14 protein-coding genes and 1 tRNA gene are annotated in these 16,841 nt (G+C 66.1%); 6 read left to right on the top strand and 9 right to left on the bottom strand.

Annotation, left to right across the window (positions count from 1 at the left end):
* Positions 1 to 85: 85 nt before the first annotated feature.
* Positions 86 to 2,479, bottom strand: a complete 2,394-nt coding sequence (gene lon / locus AC0CH3_RS01610) for an endopeptidase La (protein WP_056015838.1) — start codon at positions 2,477 to 2,479, stop codon at positions 86 to 88.
* A 181-nt stretch (positions 2,480 to 2,660) separates the two neighbouring features.
* On the opposite strand from lon, the gene AC0CH3_RS01605 reads away from it, so the two are divergent.
* From AC0CH3_RS01605 to AC0CH3_RS01590, 4 genes are all read left to right on the top strand, one after another.
* A complete protein-coding gene (locus AC0CH3_RS01605) occupies positions 2,661 to 4,400 on the top strand; it encodes a M1 family metallopeptidase (RefSeq protein WP_465237501.1) in 1,740 nt (579 codons plus the stop codon).
* Positions 4,401 to 4,508: 108 nt separating this feature from the next.
* Positions 4,509 to 6,269, top strand: coding sequence for a M1 family metallopeptidase (locus tag AC0CH3_RS01600; RefSeq protein ID WP_354301567.1), 1,761 nt, complete (start codon positions 4,509 to 4,511; stop codon positions 6,267 to 6,269).
* On the top strand, positions 6,266 to 6,571 hold the full coding sequence (locus AC0CH3_RS01595; RefSeq protein ID WP_354301565.1) for a hypothetical protein: 306 nt from the start codon (positions 6,266 to 6,268) through the stop codon (positions 6,569 to 6,571). Before AC0CH3_RS01600 ends, AC0CH3_RS01595 begins: the two co-directional genes overlap by 4 nt.
* Complete coding sequence (locus AC0CH3_RS01590) at positions 6,568 to 6,984, top strand: c-type cytochrome (RefSeq protein WP_354301564.1); 417 nt, start codon at positions 6,568 to 6,570, stop codon at positions 6,982 to 6,984. Before AC0CH3_RS01595 ends, AC0CH3_RS01590 begins: the two co-directional genes overlap by 4 nt.
* 30 nt (positions 6,985 to 7,014) lie before the next feature.
* Here the strand turns inward: AC0CH3_RS01590 and AC0CH3_RS01585 are convergent, their stop codons facing one another.
* The 6 genes from AC0CH3_RS01585 to AC0CH3_RS01560 form a co-directional block, all read right to left on the bottom strand.
* Complete coding sequence (locus AC0CH3_RS01585; RefSeq protein WP_354301562.1) at positions 7,015 to 7,644, bottom strand: DUF4198 domain-containing protein; 630 nt, start codon at positions 7,642 to 7,644, stop codon at positions 7,015 to 7,017.
* A gap of 197 nt (positions 7,645 to 7,841) precedes the next feature.
* Positions 7,842 to 9,107 carry an ATP-dependent Clp protease ATP-binding subunit ClpX gene (clpX, locus tag AC0CH3_RS01580; RefSeq protein WP_465237500.1) on the bottom strand — a complete coding sequence of 422 codons (1,266 nt, stop codon included), beginning with the start codon at positions 9,105 to 9,107 and terminating at the stop codon, positions 7,842 to 7,844.
* 108 nt (positions 9,108 to 9,215) lie between these two features.
* Positions 9,216 to 9,902: an ATP-dependent Clp protease proteolytic subunit gene (locus AC0CH3_RS01575; RefSeq protein WP_354301560.1), complete on the bottom strand. Its 687-nt coding sequence runs from the start codon at positions 9,900 to 9,902 to the stop codon at positions 9,216 to 9,218.
* Between the two features lie 216 nt (positions 9,903 to 10,118).
* Positions 10,119 to 11,045: a glycosyltransferase family 2 protein gene (locus tag AC0CH3_RS01570; RefSeq protein ID WP_354301558.1), complete on the bottom strand. Its 927-nt coding sequence runs from the start codon at positions 11,043 to 11,045 to the stop codon at positions 10,119 to 10,121.
* 234 nt (positions 11,046 to 11,279) lie between these two features.
* Entirely contained in the window at positions 11,280 to 12,923 is a 1,644-nt protein-coding gene (gene tig / locus AC0CH3_RS01565; protein ID WP_354301556.1) for a trigger factor, read from the bottom strand.
* A gap of 69 nt (positions 12,924 to 12,992) precedes the next feature.
* Positions 12,993 to 13,077 (bottom strand) — tRNA-Leu (locus tag AC0CH3_RS01560).
* Between the two features lie 298 nt (positions 13,078 to 13,375).
* Here AC0CH3_RS01560 and AC0CH3_RS01555 point away from each other — a divergent pair.
* Positions 13,376 to 13,606 (top strand): hypothetical protein, encoded by a 231-nt coding sequence (locus AC0CH3_RS01555; protein ID WP_354301554.1) that lies wholly within the window; start codon positions 13,376 to 13,378, stop codon positions 13,604 to 13,606.
* A gap of 16 nt (positions 13,607 to 13,622) precedes the next feature.
* On the opposite strand, the gene AC0CH3_RS01550 is transcribed toward AC0CH3_RS01555, so the two are convergent.
* On the bottom strand, positions 13,623 to 14,279 hold the full coding sequence (locus tag AC0CH3_RS01550) for a hypothetical protein (protein WP_354301552.1): 657 nt from the start codon (positions 14,277 to 14,279) through the stop codon (positions 13,623 to 13,625).
* 253 nt (positions 14,280 to 14,532) lie between these two features.
* Between AC0CH3_RS01550 and AC0CH3_RS01545 the strand changes: the two genes are divergently transcribed.
* The gene (locus AC0CH3_RS01545) at positions 14,533 to 15,093 is read left to right on the top strand and encodes a retropepsin-like aspartic protease family protein (RefSeq protein ID WP_354301550.1); all 561 of its coding nucleotides are present in this window, start codon (positions 14,533 to 14,535) and stop codon (positions 15,091 to 15,093) included.
* 265 nt (positions 15,094 to 15,358) lie between these two features.
* Here AC0CH3_RS01545 and gatB read toward each other — a convergent pair whose 3' ends face one another.
* Positions 15,359 to 16,840 carry an Asp-tRNA(Asn)/Glu-tRNA(Gln) amidotransferase subunit GatB gene (gene gatB, locus AC0CH3_RS01540; protein WP_354301548.1) on the bottom strand — a complete coding sequence of 494 codons (1,482 nt, stop codon included), beginning with the start codon at positions 16,838 to 16,840 and terminating at the stop codon, positions 15,359 to 15,361.
* Position 16,841: the final 1 nt, after the last annotated feature.

Genomic DNA, 16,841 nt, shown 5'->3' with positions numbered 1-16,841 from the left:
GATCGATGGCGGATCGGCAGCGCTCAACGCCCCGATCCCGCCGCCGTCCCATGCGGACGCCGGCGGGATCGGCGGCATATCACGCTCAGTGGTGCAGCGTGGCCCCCACCGGGGGGATCGGCGCAGGGGGCAGCGCCGCCAGTTCGTCCGCATCGGTCCACTCGATCGCCTCGAGCGGCTCGGTCAGCGCGAGGCGGAGCACCTCATCGACATGGCTGACGGGGATGATCTTCAGCCCCTCCTTGATGTTCGCCGGGATGTCGGCGAGGTCCTTCTCGTTCTCCTGCGGGATCAGTACCGTCTCGATGCCACCACGCAGCGCCGCAAGCAGCTTCTCCTTCAGTCCGCCGATCGGCAGCACGCGGCCACGCAGCGTCACCTCGCCGGTCATCGCGACCTCGCGCCGCACGGGCACGCCGGTCATCGTCGACACGATCGACGTCACGATCCCGACACCCGCCGACGGCCCGTCCTTGGGCGTGGCGCCCTCGGGCAGATGGATGTGGATGTCCTTGCGGTTGAACAGCGACGGCTTGATGCCATAGCTCGGCGCGCGCGCCTTGACGTAGCTGAACGCGGTCTCGATCGACTCCTTCATCACGTCGCCGAGCGTCCCCGTCAGCTTCGCCGCGCCCTTGCCCGACACGGTGACGCTCTCGATCGTCAGCAATTCGCCGCCGACCTCGGTCCAGGCGAGCCCGGTGACCGCGCCGATCTGGTTCTCCGTCTCGGACAGGCCGTGGCGATATTTCTGCACGCCAGCGAACTCAGCGATGTTGTCGGGCGTGATCGTCACGCTCGTCGCCTTGCCCTCGAGGATCCGGCGCAGCGCCTTGCGCGCAAGCTTGGCGATCTCGCGCTCGAGCGTCCGCACGCCCGCCTCGCGGGTATATTGCTGGATCAGCGTGCGCAGCCCCTCCTGAGTCAGGATGAACTCGCCGTCCTTCAGGCCATGCGCCTCGATCTGCTTGGCGATCAGGTGCCGCTCGGCGATCTCGACCTTCTCGTCCTCGGTATAGCCCTCGAGACGGATGATCTCCATCCGATCGAGCAGCGCCTGCGGCAGGTTCAGCGTGTTCGCGGTGGTGACGAACATCACGTCGGACAGATCGAGGTCGATCTCGAGATAATGATCCTGGAACTTGCCGTTCTGCTCGGGGTCGAGCACCTCGAGCAGCGCCGACGCGGGATCACCACGGAAATCCTGGCCGAGCTTGTCGATCTCGTCGAGCAGGAACAGCGGGTTCGACGCCCCCGCCTTTTTCAGGTTGGTGACGATCTTGCCCGGCAGCGAACCGATATACGTACGGCGATGCCCGCGGATCTCGGCCTCGTCGCGCACGCCGCCCAACGACTGGCGGATGAACTCGCGCCCGGTTGCCTTGGCGATCGACTTGCCAAGCGAGGTCTTGCCGACGCCCGGAGGGCCGACGAGGCACAGGATCGGCCCCTTCAGCTTGTTGGTGCGCGCCTGGACCGCGAGATATTCGATGATCCGGTCCTTGACCTTCTCGAGCGCATAATGGTCCTCGTCGAGCACCGCCTGTGCCGCCGAGATGTCCTTCTTGATCTTCGACTTCTTGCCCCAGGGAAGCCCCAGCAGCACGTCGAGATAATTGCGCACGACGGTCGCCTCGGCGCTCATCGGCGCCATCGTCTTGAGCTTCTTCAGCTCGGCAGTCGCCTTCGAGCGTGCTTCCTTGCTCATCTTGAGCGTCGCGATCTTCTGAGTCAGCTCGGCGATCTCGTCGCCTTCACCCTCGTCGCCCTCGTTGCCGAGCTCCCGCTGGATCGCCTTCAGCTGCTCGTTGAGGTAATATTCGCGCTGCGTCTTCTCCATCTGGCGCTTGACGCGGCTCTTGATCTTCTTCTCGACCTGCAGGACGCCGAGCTCGCCTTCCATCGCCGCAAACGCCATTTCGAGGCGCTTGGCAGGATCGGTCTGCATCAGCATCGCCTGCTTGTCGGCGACCTTGATCTGGATGTTCGCAACCACCGCGTCGGACAGCTTTGCAGCGTCCGTGATCTCGGACAGCTGAGTCGCCGTCTCGGTCGGCAGCTTGCGGTTGAGCTTGGCGTAATTCTCGAACTGATCGACCACCGACCGCATCAGCGCGGTGACCTCGGCGCCCTCGACCTCGACATCGGCGACGGTCGCGACCTCGGCCTTCAGGAAATCGCCGCTCTCGTCGAGCGTCTCGAGCGTCGCACGGACCTTGCCCTCGACCAGCACGCGGACGGTGCCGTCGGGCAGCTTGAGCAGCTGGAGCACGGTCGCGGTGACGCCCATCGTGTACAGGTCGTCGCGCGAGGGATCGTCCTCGGCCGGGTCGAGCTGCGCGACGAGGAAAATCTCCTTGTCGGCCGCCATCGCTGCCTCGAGCGCCGCGACCGATTTGTCACGACCGACGAACAGCGGCACGATCATGTGCGGGAAAACGACGATGTCGCGCAGGGGAAGGACGGGATATTGGGTCATGCAAGCTCCGGTACCGGACCAAACGAGGTCCGCGTCATCACATTATATGGTGCGGATCGCGCGTCCATCAATCTCACGCGTATCTTGACGCCTGTCATCCCCCTGATCCTCCCCCATCGCCCCTTGCCATGCGACGCCCGAACGCGGACACCGGCACGATAATCTCCGGAGATCCTGCCACATGGTCCGCATGCCGTCCGCCGTCCGCCTGCGTCCTCTCACGGCGTCGCTCGCGGGGCTCGCGATCCTGCTCGCCGCCCCGGCGCTGGCGGATCCGGGCAAGCCGCCGCTGACCGCCCAGACCACGCAGTCGGGTGGCCCGCTCGACGCTGCGCAGAAGCGGGTTCGCTTCGACAGCGCCGACCTGGCGATCGAGGTGTTCCCCGACCGCGAGCAGATCGCCGGCGTCGCGACGCTGCGTTTCACCACCACCGCGACGACCGACCGGCTGGTGATCGACCTCGACCGCAATCTCCCGGTCAGCGCGGTCGCGATCGACGGTGTCGATCTCAAGCCGGGCGCATGGCGCAACCCCGAAGGGCGCATGACGATCATGCTGCCGCGCCGCATTGCGAAAGGCGGCAAGGTCGCCGCGCGGATCACCTATGCGGGTACGCCGCACGTCGCGGTCCGCGCGCCCTGGGACGGCGGCTTCGTCTGGTCGCGCACGCCCGCCGGTCAGCCCTGGGTCGCGACCGCGGTCCAGATGGAGGGCTGCGACCTGTTCTGGCCGTGCATCGACTATCCGACCTACGAGCCCGACAGCATCGACCTGCACATCACCGTCCCCAAGGGCCTGAAGGCGCCGTCGAACGGCAAGTTCATGGGCGTCACGACGCTCGCCGACGGCCGCACGACGTGGAACTGGCGCGCGCTCGACCCGACGCTCTACAGCATCGCGCTCAACGTCGGCCCCTATGAGGAGATCAGCGGCAGCTACAAGAGCCGCTACGGCAACGTCATTCCGATGTCCTACTGGTACCTGCCCGGTGAAAAGGCGCAGGCCGAGGCGCTGTTCGCCGAGTTCGCGCCGACGCTCGACTTCTACGAAAGCATCGTCGGCCCCTATCCCTGGGCGAACCAGAAGGTCGGCGTCGTCGAGACCCCGCACAAGGGCATGGAGCACCAGACGATCAACGCATATGGCAACGCCTATGCAAAGACCGTTAACGGTTTCGACGATCTCTTCCAGCATGAATTCGGGCATGAATGGTTCGCCAACCAGCTGACCGCGAGCAACTGGGACGACTTCTGGCTGCACGAAGGCTTCACCGCCTATATGCAGCCGCTCTACGGCCGCTGGCGCGAGGGCGACGGCCGCTACACCGCGATGATGCTCGCCGCACGCGCGGGTATCCAGGCGAAGTCGCCGCTGGTGACGGGTACGCCGCAGTCCGCCGAGGACGTCTACGAAAAGGCACCGGGTCGTGGTGGCGACATCTACACCAGGGGCGAATGGACGCTCCACACGCTGCGCAACCTGATCGGCGACGCGGCCTTCGCACGGCTGCTCCGGCTCGAAGTATACGGCCGCGAGGATCCCCGGCCCGGCAATTTCCGCCCGCAGTTCCGCACCACGCCGCAGTTCATCGCCTATGTGAACCAGGTGACGGGGAAGGATTATCGCTGGTTCTTCGACGTGTATCTCTATCAGGCCGCGCTTCCCAGGCTGGTCCAGACGCGGACCGCGGACACGCTGACGTTGCGCTGGCTGGTCCCCGGCAGCACCCCCTTCCCGCTGCCCGTCGAGGTCGAGGTCGACGGCCAGACGCGTCTCGTGCCGATGCCGGGCGGCACCGCCACGCTGACCGTTCCCGCCGGCGCGCACGTCGTCATCGACCCGATGGCGCGCATCCTGATGCAATCCGATGAGATCGACGCCTTCCAGACATGGCGCGCCGCGCAGCCCCCCCGGAACTAGCCGATCCCGACCCCGGTCCTGGCGAAGTTCAGGTCCGGGGACCAGCCTGCCACCACCGCCACCGTATCACTCTTGTGTCGTCCCGCCCCGCGCGCGACAACGCGGCGCATGATCCCGCGTCTTCTCCTCACCGCCAGCATCTGCGCGCTTCCCGCCGCGCTGCTCGCCCCGCCCCTTTCGGCCCAGCTCCCGCAAAAGGGCGAGCCTGCGATCACCGCGCAGACCGAGCGGTCGGGCGGCGTACTGACCGCCGAACAGACTGCATTGCGCTTCGATCACGCCGATCTCGTATTCGAGGTGCTGCCCGACACGCGCACGCTGAACGGTGTCGCGACGCTCGCCTTCACCGCGACGGCGCCGATCGCGCGGCTGCCGATCGATCTCGATCGCAACCTCCCCGTCAGCGCGATCGCGGTCGACGGTGTCGCGCTCCCCAGATCCGCGTGGAGCAATCCCGAGGGCCGGCTGACGATCAGACTCGCACGACCGCTCGCCGCGGGTGCGAAGACCAGCGTCAGGATCACTTATGGCGGCACGCCGCACGTCGCGGTGCGCGCGCCGTGGGACGACGGCATGGTCTGGTCGCAGACCCCCGATGGCCGCACCTGGTTCGCGACCACCGCGGAGGGCTATGGCTGCGACCTGTTCTGGCCGTGTCTCGACTTCCCGACCGGCGAACCCGCGCTGGTCGATCTCCACATCACCGTGCCCAAGGGGCTTAAGGCCCCGTCGAACGGCGTCCTTCTCGGCGTCGACACGCTGCCCGACGGTCGCACGCGGTGGAACTGGCGCGCCAAGCATCCCAACACCTATGGCATCGCGCTCAACGTCGGCCCCTATGAGGAGATCAGCGGCACCTACAAGAGCCGCTACGGCAACAGCATCCCGATGTATTACTGGTATCTGCCGGGCGAGAAACCACAGGCGGAAAAGCTGTTCGCCGAGTTCGCGCCGACGCTCGATTTTTTCGAAAGCATGATCGGTCCCTATCCGTTCGGCGACGAGAAGGTCGGCGTCGTCGAGACGCCGCACAAGGGCATGGAGCACCAGACGATCAACGCGTACGGCAACGACTATGCAAAGGCGCCCGAAGGGTTCGACTGGCTGTTTCAGCATGAATTTGCGCATGAATGGTTCGGCAATCAGCTGACCGCCGCCAACTGGGACGACTACTGGCTGCACGAAGGCTATGGCAGCTACATGCAGCCGCTTTACGGACAGTGGCGCGAGGGGCGCGCGCGCTATGCAACGATGATGCTGGGCAGCCGCGGCGCGATCCTCAACCGCAGGCCGATCACGCAGCAGCGCGTCACCACCGAGGAGGAGGTCTACGAGCTCGACAAGGGGGGAGCGGGCCAGGACATCTACAACAAGGGGTCGTGGATGCTCCACACGCTGCGTTCGCTGATCGGCGACACCGCGTTCTTCGACGTCACGCGCCGCGCGGTCTATGGCCGCGCCGATCCGAAGCCCGGCAATTTCAGCCCGCGCTTTGGCTCGACCCGCGAATATGAAGCGCTGGTCCGCACCGTCACGGGCAAGGATTATGGCTGGTTCTTCGACGTCTATCTGCGCCAGGCCGCGCTTCCCGACCTTGTCGAGACGCGCACCGCCGACACGCTGACGCTCGCGTGGAAGGTCCCCGGCAACGGCCCCTTCCCGCTCCCCGTCCAGATCACCGTCGACGGCCAGCTTCGGACGCTGCCGATGACGGGCGGCAAGGCAAGCGTCGCGGTGCCCGCCGCAGCGCACGTCGTGATCGATCCCGACGCACTGCTGCTCCGCCGCAGTCCAGCGCTCGAGGATGTCGCCGCCTGGAAATCGGCGCAGGCGGCAAAGGCTGAAGCTTCAAAGGGCAAGCCGCAATGACCGATTCCCCGCCCCGCCGCGACAACGCGAGCGACGCGCGCCGCGAGACGCCATCCGTCGTCGGTGCAGGACCGAAAGCCCCCTGGATGGCGCGCGCAGCCGAGATGGCGGCGATCTTCATGGTCGGCGACGGCCTGATCGGACTGACGCAGCCGCGCCGCCACGTCGACCTGTGGAAGGACGACGCGCTCGGCTCCGAGACGCTCGTCGCACCGTTCGTCGATCGTCCCGCCCGTCGGCGGCTCTACGCCGTGCTGCAGATCGCCGCCGGGCTCGCGCTCGCGGCGCGTCAGCGGCCGTGATCATCGCGCGCTGGACCGCGCTGGTGCCGATAGCGGCGCTGTCGCTTGCGGCCTGCGGTTCGGATCCGACAGGCGACACCCGCCGCGCCACGAGCGGCGTCGCCTCCGCCGAGGCCGGCGCCCGGATATTCCGGCGCTGTGCCGCCTGCCACACGATCGGCCGCGATTCGACGGACACCGACGGACCCAATCTCTACGGCGTGATGGGCGGCCCAATCGGCGAGCGCCGCGCGCGCTTTTCCTATACCGCCGGGCTCAAGGCGCTCGGCGGGCGCTGGGACGATGCGCGCATGGACCGGTGGCTGACCAATCCGCGCGCCCTCGTGCCCGGCACGACGATGAACTTCGCCGGCCTGCGCGACCCCGCGGACCGCGCCGACGTCATCGCCTATCTCAAGACACAGGGGCCCTGACCCCCGTCAGCGCCTTCCCCAGCGTTTTGGTCAGCGGACGACGAACGTCGTCGTCGTGATCCGGTGCAGCGTCGTCACCGGCCCGCGCGGCAGACGGTGCTCGACCGAATCCTTCGCCGCCGACGACAGCAGATAGCGTCCCTTCTCGGTGAACCGCGGCGCGATCATGCCCTTGGCATCGGCGACAACATTGGTCGAGACGCGCGCCGGCGACACGATCGTCACCTTCGCACCCGGCACGGCCCGCCCCTCGCGCGTCACGACGAAACGCGCGCCATTCGGTGTCGCTGGCGCGATCTCGAACGGCAGCCGTGCGCGCGCTTCGGCGCGACCGGCGCGCGCATAATAGATGATGCCTTCCTGCTTGTCGGGATCACCCCAGGGCGCGAACACGTCGTCGTCCCAGACCCGCACGTCACCCGCAGGCAGCGCTGCCTCGAGGAACCCCGCCTTGCGGACCAGCGTCGCGCCAGCCTTGGACAGCACGCGTGGTGTCTTCAGATTGGCGAATTCGGGATCGCCACCCGGCGGCAGCGCCTCAGCCGGTTCGCCGAGATAGATCCGCGCCGGTCCCGCACCATCGCGCTCGACCCAGACCTCATGCGCCTGCGCGGTCCCTGCCAGCACCAGCAACGCCGCCCCCATCCACGCGATCTTCACATTGGCTCTCCCGTTTTGCCGGCCATATACCGACCAAACGGACGCTATTGCAAATCACTCGCGCAGATTCAGTCCGTCGCGACATCCTCCCGTCACGGCCACCCGATCCAGCGTTGATCCGCGCACGTCCAACATCTGCGGGCAAAAAAAGGGCGCCGATCGCTCGACGCCCCCTTCTCTAACACTGCGTACGCGGATTACGCCGCGTCGCCGGCCTTCTTCTTCTCGGCATAGACGCGGATCGGTTCCTTGCGGCCTTCGATCACGTCCTTGTCGATCATCACCTCGTCGACGCCGTCCATGCCGGGCAGGTCGAACATCGTGTCGAGCAGGATGCTCTCGAGGATCGAGCGAAGCCCGCGCGCACCCGTCTTGCGTTCGATGCCCTTCTTGGCGACCGAGACCAGCGCGTCGTCAGTGAACCCGAGCGCGACGTCCTCCATCTCGAACAGCTTCTGGTACTGCTTGACCAGCGCGTTCTTGGGCTCCTTGAGGATCTTCACCAGCGCGTCGACATCGAGATCCTCGAGCGTCGCGATCACCGGCAGGCGCCCCACGAACTCGGGGATAAGCCCGAACTTGAGCAGATCCTCGGGCTCGACCGACTTGAGCGTCTCGCCAGTCTTGCGCTCGTCCGGCCCGGCGACATACGCGCCGAAGCCGATCGACTTGCCCTGCAAACGATCGCCGATGATCTTCTCGAGACCCGAGAACGCACCGCCGCAGATGAACAGGATGTTCATCGTATCCACCTGCAGGAATTCCTGCTGCGGATGCTTACGGCCACCCTGCGGAGGAACGCTCGCCGTCGTGCCTTCCATCAGCTTGAGCAGCGCCTGCTGCACGCCTTCACCCGACACGTCGCGCGTGATCGAGGGGTTCTCGGCCTTGCGGCTGATCTTGTCGATCTCGTCGATATAGACGATCCCGCGCTGCGCGCGCTCGACGTTGTAGTCGGATGCCTGAAGCAGCTTAAGGATGATGTTCTCGACATCCTCGCCGACGTAACCGGCTTCGGTCAGCGTCGTCGCATCGGCCATCGTGAACGGCACGTCGAGGATGCGGGCGAGCGTCTGCGCAAGCAGCGTCTTGCCGCAACCCGTCGGCCCGACGAGCAGGATGTTCGACTTGGACAGCTCGACATCGGCACCCTTGGCACCATGGTTGAGCCGCTTGTAGTGATTGTGCACCGCCACCGACAGGACACGCTTGGCGCGCTTCTGGCCGATCACATAGTCGTCGAGGACGTCGCAGATCTCCTGCGGAGTCGGCACGCCGCCATCCTTCTTGGACACCAGCGCCGACTTCGTCTCCTCACGGATGATGTCGTTGCATAGCTCGACGCACTCGTCGCAGATGAAGACCGTCGGCCCGGCGATCAGCTTGCGCACCTCGTGCTGCGACTTGCCGCAGAACGAGCAATAGAGGGTGCTCTTCGAGTCGCCACCGCTCAGCTTCGTCATTCAATCACCTCTCGTGCATGTCGGTGCACGTGCCGTTTCCGGGGCGGTCATCGTAACGCACCCCGGATATCCTACAATCAAATAAACCCGCGAGGCTTACGATTCGCCTTATGCAGGCTTCGTATCGTCGGCGACCACGGGCCGCTTTTCGAACACTTCGTCGAGCAGGCCAAACGCCTTGGCCTCGTCCGCCGACAGGAACTTGTCGCGATCCATCGCGAGTTCGATCGCCTCGAGCGGCTGGCCGGTGTACTTGGCGTACAGCTCGTTCAGACGCGCACGGATCCGAAGAATTTCCTTCGCCTGGATCTCGATATCGGTCGCCATGCCCTGTGCTCCGCCCGATGGCTGATGGATCATGATCCGCGCGTTGGTTAGCGCGACGCGCATCCCCGGCTCGCCCGCGGCCAGCAGGAAGCTGCCCATCGAGGCGGCCTGGCCGATGCACACCGTCCCGACGCGCGGCCGGATATACTGCATCGTGTCATGGATCGCCATGCCCGCCGTGACGACACCGCCCGGCGAGTTGATGTACATGAAGATGTCCTTCTTCGGGTTCTCGGACTCGAGGAAGAGCAGCTGCGCGGTGATCAGCGAGGCCATGCCGTCCTCGACGCCACCGGTCACGAAGATGATACGCTCGCGGAGCAGGCGCGAGAAAATGTCGAACGAGCGCTCACCGCGGTTCGACTGCTCGATAACGATGGGAACAAGGCCTGCTTGCGTCTGCTGCAGGCCGAGCCCGGCGCTGGCCAACGGGCTCGCGAAATCGCCGGTCTCGAACGGATTGTGCATGGAAATCTCTCTTATGCCCCAGTGAACCGCCAACATCGGCGCTCGCACAGGGGAGTTCAAGCCCATCCAACGCTTCCCCTCGCCCCTCCGGAGAGAGGGAGGGGCCCGCACGCACTTGCGGGCGGGAGGGTGAGGGGCAGTTGCGATCCACCAACCGCCCCTCACCCTCCCGTCGCCTACGGCTCCTCCTTCCCTCTCCCCAAAGGGGCGAGGGAGTCAGACGCCAGGCGCGGGATACGCCAGATACGCTAGCCGACGCACCTCGCGACGACCGCGGACCACCGTGTCGAGGATAAGCCCCGTAAAGACGTTCAACGCGGCGAAGATGCCCAGCCCCGTGATCAGGATCGCAGTCGGAAAGCGCGGGACCTGGTGGATCTCGAGATAGGTCAGCACCAGCGGGATGCCGAGCAGCAGCGCGAGCAAGGCGAACGCCCCGCCGATCGCGCCGAAGAACCACAGCGGCCGCTCGATCCGGTAGAGGGTCATGATCGTCCGCAGGATACGCCACCCGTCGCCGTACGTGCTCAGCTTCGATTCGGACCCCTCGGGCCGCGCGAAATAGGGCGTCTCGACCTCGCCGATCGGCATCTTGAGCTCGAGCGCGTGGACGCTGATCTCGGTCTCGATCTCGAACCCCGCCGACAGCGACGGGAAGCTCTTCACGAACCGCCGCGAGAACACGCGGTAGCCCGACAGGATATCGGTGAAGCTGCGCCCGAACAGCCGCGCGAGCATGCCGGTCAGCAGCGCGTTGCCGAACCGGTGCCCGCGGCGATAGCTCTCCTGGACCTGGCTGATTCGCGAGCCGACGACCATGTCGAGCTGCTCGTCGAGCACGCGTGCGACCAAAGCCGGCGCGGACGCCGCATCATAGGTCGCGTCGCCGTCCGCCATCACATAGATGTCGGCGTCGACGTCCGCGAACATCCGCCGCACGACCGCGCCCTTGCCCTGGATCCGTTCGGTCCGCACGACGGCACCCGCCGCGCGGGCGACCGCGACCGTGCGGTCTGCGCTGTTGTTGTCGTAGACATAGATGGTGGCGCCCGGCAGCGCCGCGCGGAACCCCGCGACCGTCTGCGCGATCGCCGCCTCCTCGTTGTAGCACGGCAGCAGGACGGCGATTCTCGGTTCGGTCATGCCCTGCCCTGTACACTTGGACAGGGTATCGAAGATCGAGCAGCGGGCGAAGCTTCAGTCACCGAACCATCCCAAAACGCACTTCCCCGGCGGAGGCCGGGGCCCAGTTGGGGAAGGTCCATAACGAAGCTTTGCGCGCCGTCACAGCAACCTTTCCAACTGGACCCCGGCCTCCGCCGGGGAAGTGGCCCGAAAACGGGGGGAGTGCCTCAGCGACGAGGCGCTCCGATCGGCTTACGCCTCGGTCTTGGTCGCCGCCTTCTTGGCGCGCGGCTTCTTAGCCGGCGCGTCGGCAGCTTCGGTGCCCTCGGCATTTTCAGCCGCGACCGGCGACGATTCCGTCACGGCCGTCTCTGCCTCGACCGGAGCCGCCTTCTTCTTGGCGGGAGCCTTCTTGGCAGGCTTGGCCTCGTCCGCGGCGTCCGAAGCGGGCGCCTCGTCCGTCACCGCTGCGTCGTCGGCAGGCGCTGCCTTCTTCTTGGCGGCAGCCTTCTTCTTCGGCTTGTGGTTGTCGTGGTCATGCACGTGCGTGCCGCTGGCGAAACCGTCCTCGCTCTCGATCGCGGCTTCCAGCTCCTCACGGGTGGCTTCGCGATCGGTGATCTCGGCCTTCTCGAACAGGAAGTCGACGACCTTGTCCTCGTACAGCGGTGCGCGCAGCTGAGCGGCCGCCATCGGCTCCTGCTGGACGTACTGCATGAACTGCTGACGCTGCTCGGCCGGATACTGCTGGGCTGCCTGCGCGAGCAGACGCTGCATTTCCTGGTTCGACACCTCGACGCCGTTCGCCTGGCCAATCTCGGACAGCAGCAGGCCGAGGCGCACGCGACGCTCGGCGATCTTGCGATAATCGTCGCGCTCGCCTTCCATCTCGGCCATCGCGGCCTCGGGATCGGCTTCGTGCGTGGCTTCGTGCTGGAGCTGCGACCAGATCTGGTTGAACTCGGCTTCCACCATCGACGGCGGAACCTCGAAGTCGTGACCCTCGGCAAGCTGGTCGAGCAGCTTGCGCTTCATGTGCGTGCGCGTGAGCCCGTTATGCTCCTGTTCGATCTGCCCCTTGAGCAGACCCGTGAGCTGCTCGAGGCTCTCGAGACCCAGCGACTTGGCCAGATCCTCGTCGATCTTGCTTTCGCCCGCGGTCTTGACCGACTTGACGGTGATGTCGAACGTGGCGGGCTGACCCGCGAGCGACTTCTCCTGATACTCCTCGGGGAAGGTCACGTTCAGGACCTTGTCGTCGCCGGTCTTCACGCCGACGAGCTGATCCTCGAAGCCGGGGATCAGACGCCCTGCGCCGAGCTCGACGCCCATGTCGGTGCCCGTGCCGCCGTCGAACGCGACGCCGTCGGCGGTCTTGCCGACGAAATCGACGGTGACGAGATCGCCCATCGCCGCGACGTAATCGTCAGCGGCGTCGTCCCACTTCTTCTGCTGGTCGGCGAACTTCTGGAGCTGCTCGGTGACCGCCTCGTCGGCGACGGGCACGGTCAGGCGCTCGAGCTTCAGGCCGTCGATCGCGGGGGCCGGGACCTGCGGCAGGACCTCCATCTCGACCTTGACGACCGCGTCCTTGCCGAGGTCATAGCCGTCTTCCAACTCGACCGAAGGCTGCATCGCGGGGCGAAGCTGCTTTTCGGCAACGAGGTTCTGGACGCTCTCCTGGATCGCCGCGTTCAGCGCGTCCTGCGTCAGCGCGGGGCCGTGCATCTTGCGGATGAGGTTCGCCGGCACCTTGCCCGGACGGAAGCCCGGCATCTTCATCTGCGGCGCGAGGCGCTTCAGCTCGACATCGACCTTCGCATCGATATCCTTCGCAGTAATGGTGAGGGTGTAGGCGCGCTTGAGGCCCTCGTTCAACGTCTCGACAGTCTGCATGTCCGGCCTTTGTCTAAAAGAGCATTCGGGAAAAATTCGTCTGGGTGTCGCCCCGCCTGGGCGGCGGAGTGGTGCGGGCGAAGGGACTCGAACCCCCACATCTTGCGATGGCAGGACCTAAACCTGCTGCGTCTACCAGTTCCGCCACGCCCGCACAGGACATCGCCGTAGCGGGCGCGTCTATACCAACGTTGTATCCCGGGGCAAGCACGCAAGGCAACACGGTTGGCACTACCGGGGCAACTCCCGACGATTGCGCGCGTTGATGCACGAGAAGGAGAGACGATCATGGCCACCCAGCCGCCGCAAGAGACCCCTGCACCGACGCCCCCAAGCGAGCCGACGGCGCCACCCCCAGAGTTCACGCCGCCCGCGCCGGACAGCGACGTCCCCGCACCCGGCATGCCGTCGAATGACCCGGCGCCCGTCCAGCCAGAGTTCTGAGGACCATCATGCCTGACACGAATTCACCGACGCATTCGGGCACCGATCCCGATACGCTTCCCGAGGATCGCGATGCGGACACGCGGAGCGACATCGAACAGGCTGTCGCCTCCCGCTCCGACGCGGTCGAGCGTGGCGACGGCGGGGCAGAGCCCGGCACCTTCACCGATACGGGGCTTCCCGACGGTGTCGGCGGCACGGGCGGCGTGACCAAAAACCAGGACGCGGACGCTCAGTAGCCGCGTCGAAGCGCGTTCAGGACTGCGGCAGATGGTGGTTGGCGCGATACGTGTCGACCGCCATCAGCATGCCGGCGATCTCCGCGGTCGACAGCATGAGGATGCGCGCACTGCCCGCCCTCGCGGACACCTTGAATTGCCACGGGGTCAGCATGCCCGGCACGTACCGCTCGGCCTGTTGCCGGAAAATACTCGCTGCCACTCCAAACCCGATCGTTTCGGAGCGCGGGCAGACCCATCCCCGACGACACACGGTCCGCAGTCGGGCAATCCGGTCGACGCGCGCGGCCTGCGGCCCTCCCGGTGTTTCGTAGTTAGCACTGTCCCACTGCGCCCAGCTGTAGCCGCGATACCGGATCGTCACATAAACCTGATAGCTGACGCGTCCCGTTGCCTTCTCGACAAACGCGCGAAGGAACACGTCGTCGGGGGTGTGCCCGCCGAAACTCCGGTGCTCGACGAACCCGTTCGTAGTGGTCAGCGTCGCGAACCGGTCGAGCGCATCGTCGGATACGCTCGTCCGAGCCTGGAAATCCGCCGGGGTCATCACGCGCAGCCGGTCGACATCCCCCGCTTCGGCCGACGCGACCGGCACCGTCGTCGCGGGCGCCATCGCGGCCAACGCGGTCGCCGCCGTCAGGAGCACAGCCGCATGGCTACCGTGTTTCAGCATATCTCGCCCACCCCCGCCCCGCGCACGACTAGACGTAACGTCCGCAACATGCCTGCGCGACGGCAACCCGGACCGTTCTGGACCGGCTTGCGACCAGCCAATCGCACGACGCACAACCGGTCAGCCTCGATACAGCTTCGCGTCGACACTATGTTCCCGTTTCACCCTGTCGCCCGAGGACCCGCCGATCTTCACCTTTCCTGACTTCGCGCAGCATCAAACGCTCTATGGCGCGATCGCCGTCGCGGTCCTCGTGCTGGTCGTTGCGCAGCGTATTCCGATCATCCGCACGCTCGTGAATGGCGCGATGACGCTTGCCCTCGTCGCGCTGCTGTTCGTGGCAATCGGCCAGCGGAGCCAGTTCGATCCCTATCTGGGCAAGATCGCGAAGCTGCTCCGGATCGACGATCAGGAGGTCGTCGGCGGCGAGGTGCGGATTCGCATGTCGCCCGACGGACATTTCTGGGCGCGCGCGCGGATCGATGGGGTCGAGCGGCGGTTGCTGATCGACAGCGGCGCGACGATCACCGCGCTGTCGACGAAAACGGCAGACGCCGCGGGGATCGATGCGCGGACCAGCGTCGTGCCGATCGTGCTGCAGACCGCTAATGGCGCGATCCCGGCGCAATCGGGGAAGATCGGCGAATTGAAGCTCGGCGCGATCGTCGCGCGCGACCTGCAGGTGGTGGTGTCGCCCGCGTTCGGGGACACCAACGTGCTGGGGATGAACTTCCTGTCGCGCCTCGCGTCGTGGCGGGTCGAGAAGAATGTACTCGTCCTCGTCCCGCATCATCCGCAGAAGGTGGACGCGTAACGCGAGTTTGGCTCGTGCCTTCGTCCCTAGCCTCGCACTTACCACCACCCCGGCGAAGGCCGGGGTCCAGTTGGGAGGTCGAGGTAGCAGGGATCAGCGCCTGATCAGCAGCGTCTGCCAACTGGACCCCGGCCTTCGCCGGGGTGGTGCCATTGTTGACGTTTCCGCGAACGCTCTTGTACCCCCGCGAACGCGGGGGCCCGGAAATCAAGCAGCGCTGCGCTCGATTACCCTGGGCTCCCGCCGTCGCGGGAGAACGGAGGCGTTACGGCGCCACCGACTCCCCAAGCGCGCTCTTCAGCACCTCGTTCACCACAGCCGGGTTGGCCTTTCCGCCCATCGCCTTCATCGTCTGCCCGACGAAGAACCCGAACAGCTTGTCCTTGCCGCCGCGATAGTCCGCGACCTTGTCCGCATTCGCCGCCATCACCTCGGCGATGACCTTCTCGATCGCGCCGGTATCGCTGGTCTGCTTGAGCCCGCGATCCTCGACGACCTTCGCTGCGCCGTCACCGGTCTCGAGCATCACCTCGAACACCTGCTTCGCAAGACTGCCCGACAGCGTACCGTCGGCGATCAGCCCGAGCAGTTCGGCTGCCTGCGCCGGCGAAACCGGCGAGTTCGCGATGTCCTTGCCCGTCCGGTTGAGCGCACCGAACAGCTCCGACGTCGTCCAGTTCGCCGCCGCCGCCGGCTTCACGCCCGCGTCGAGCAACGCATCGAACCAGCGCGCCGCCTCGACCTCGGCGGTCAGCACCGTCGCCTGATACGCCGTGATCCCGAGCGCTTCGTACCGCGCGCGCTTCGCATCGGGCAGCTCGGGCAATGACGCGCGGCATTCCTCGAGAAACGCGTCGTCGAGCACGAGCGGCAACAGGTCCGGATCGGGGAAGTAGCGGTAATCATGCGCATCTTCCTTCGATCGCATCGAGCGCGTCTCGTTGCGATCGGGATCGTAGAGCCGCGTCTCCTGCTGGATCTTGCCGCCGGCTTCGAGCACCTCGACCTGGCGCCTGGCCTCCTGCTCAACCACCGCCATCACGAAGCGCACCGAATTGACGTTCTTCGTCTCGGTCCGCGTGCCGAGTTCGTCGCCGGGCTTGCGCACGCTGACATTGACGTCGGCGCGCATCGAGCCCTCTTCCATGTTGCCGTCGCACGAGCCGACATAGCGCAGGATCGACCGCAACTTGCGCAGATACGCCCCGGTTTCCGCCGGCGATGCGAGATCGGGCTTCGACACGATCTCCATCAGCGCGACGCCCGAGCGGTTGAGATCGACATAGGACTGGGTCGGATGCTGGTCGTGCATCAGCTTGCCCGCGTCCTGCTCGACATGGATCCGCTCGACACCGATCCGCTTGCCGGCCGCGTCTGGGTTCTTCTCGTCGAGGCTGATGTCGATCGCGCCTTCGCCGACGATCGGATGATAGAGCTGGCTGATCTGATAGCCCTGCGGCAGATCGGCGTAGAAATAGTTCTTCCGGTCGAACCGCGACCATTTGTTGATCTGCGCCTCGATCGCCATGCCGGTACGGACAGCCTGGCGGATGCATTCGCGGTTCGGCACCGGCAGCATGCCGGGCATCGCCGCATCGACGAGGCTGACCTGCGTGTTGGGCTCAGCCCCGAACGCAGTCGCCGCGCCCGAGAACAGCTTGGCGTTCGACGTCACCTGCGCATGGACTTCGAGGCCGATCACGACCTCCCACTCGCCGGTTTCGCCCTGGATACGATAATCGCTCATG

The organism is Sphingomonas sp. AC449, assembly GCF_979253475.1.
Note: the sequence above shows the minus strand (reverse complement) of the source record. Positions and strands in the feature narration are given on the sequence as shown.

Coding starts and splice junctions, on each gene's coding strand:
- lon (WP_056015838.1), bottom strand. CDS start 2,479: ATGACCCAATATCCCGTCCTTCCCCTGCGCGACATCGTCGTTTTCCCG.
- AC0CH3_RS01605 (WP_465237501.1), top strand. CDS start 2,661: ATGGTCCGCATGCCGTCCGCCGTCCGCCTGCGTCCTCTCACGGCGTCG.
- AC0CH3_RS01600 (WP_354301567.1), top strand. CDS start 4,509: ATGATCCCGCGTCTTCTCCTCACCGCCAGCATCTGCGCGCTTCCCGCC.
- AC0CH3_RS01595 (WP_354301565.1), top strand. CDS start 6,266: ATGACCGATTCCCCGCCCCGCCGCGACAACGCGAGCGACGCGCGCCGC.
- clpX (WP_465237500.1), bottom strand. CDS start 9,107: ATGACGAAGCTGAGCGGTGGCGACTCGAAGAGCACCCTCTATTGCTCG.
- AC0CH3_RS01575 (WP_354301560.1), bottom strand. CDS start 9,902: ATGCACAATCCGTTCGAGACCGGCGATTTCGCGAGCCCGTTGGCCAGC.
- AC0CH3_RS01570 (WP_354301558.1), bottom strand. CDS start 11,045: ATGACCGAACCGAGAATCGCCGTCCTGCTGCCGTGCTACAACGAGGAG.
- tig (WP_354301556.1), bottom strand. CDS start 12,923: ATGCAGACTGTCGAGACGTTGAACGAGGGCCTCAAGCGCGCCTACACC.
- AC0CH3_RS01555 (WP_354301554.1), top strand. CDS start 13,376: ATGCCTGACACGAATTCACCGACGCATTCGGGCACCGATCCCGATACG.
- AC0CH3_RS01550 (WP_354301552.1), bottom strand. CDS start 14,279: ATGCTGAAACACGGTAGCCATGCGGCTGTGCTCCTGACGGCGGCGACC.
- gatB (WP_354301548.1), bottom strand. CDS start 16,840: ATGAGCGATTATCGTATCCAGGGCGAAACCGGCGAGTGGGAGGTCGTG.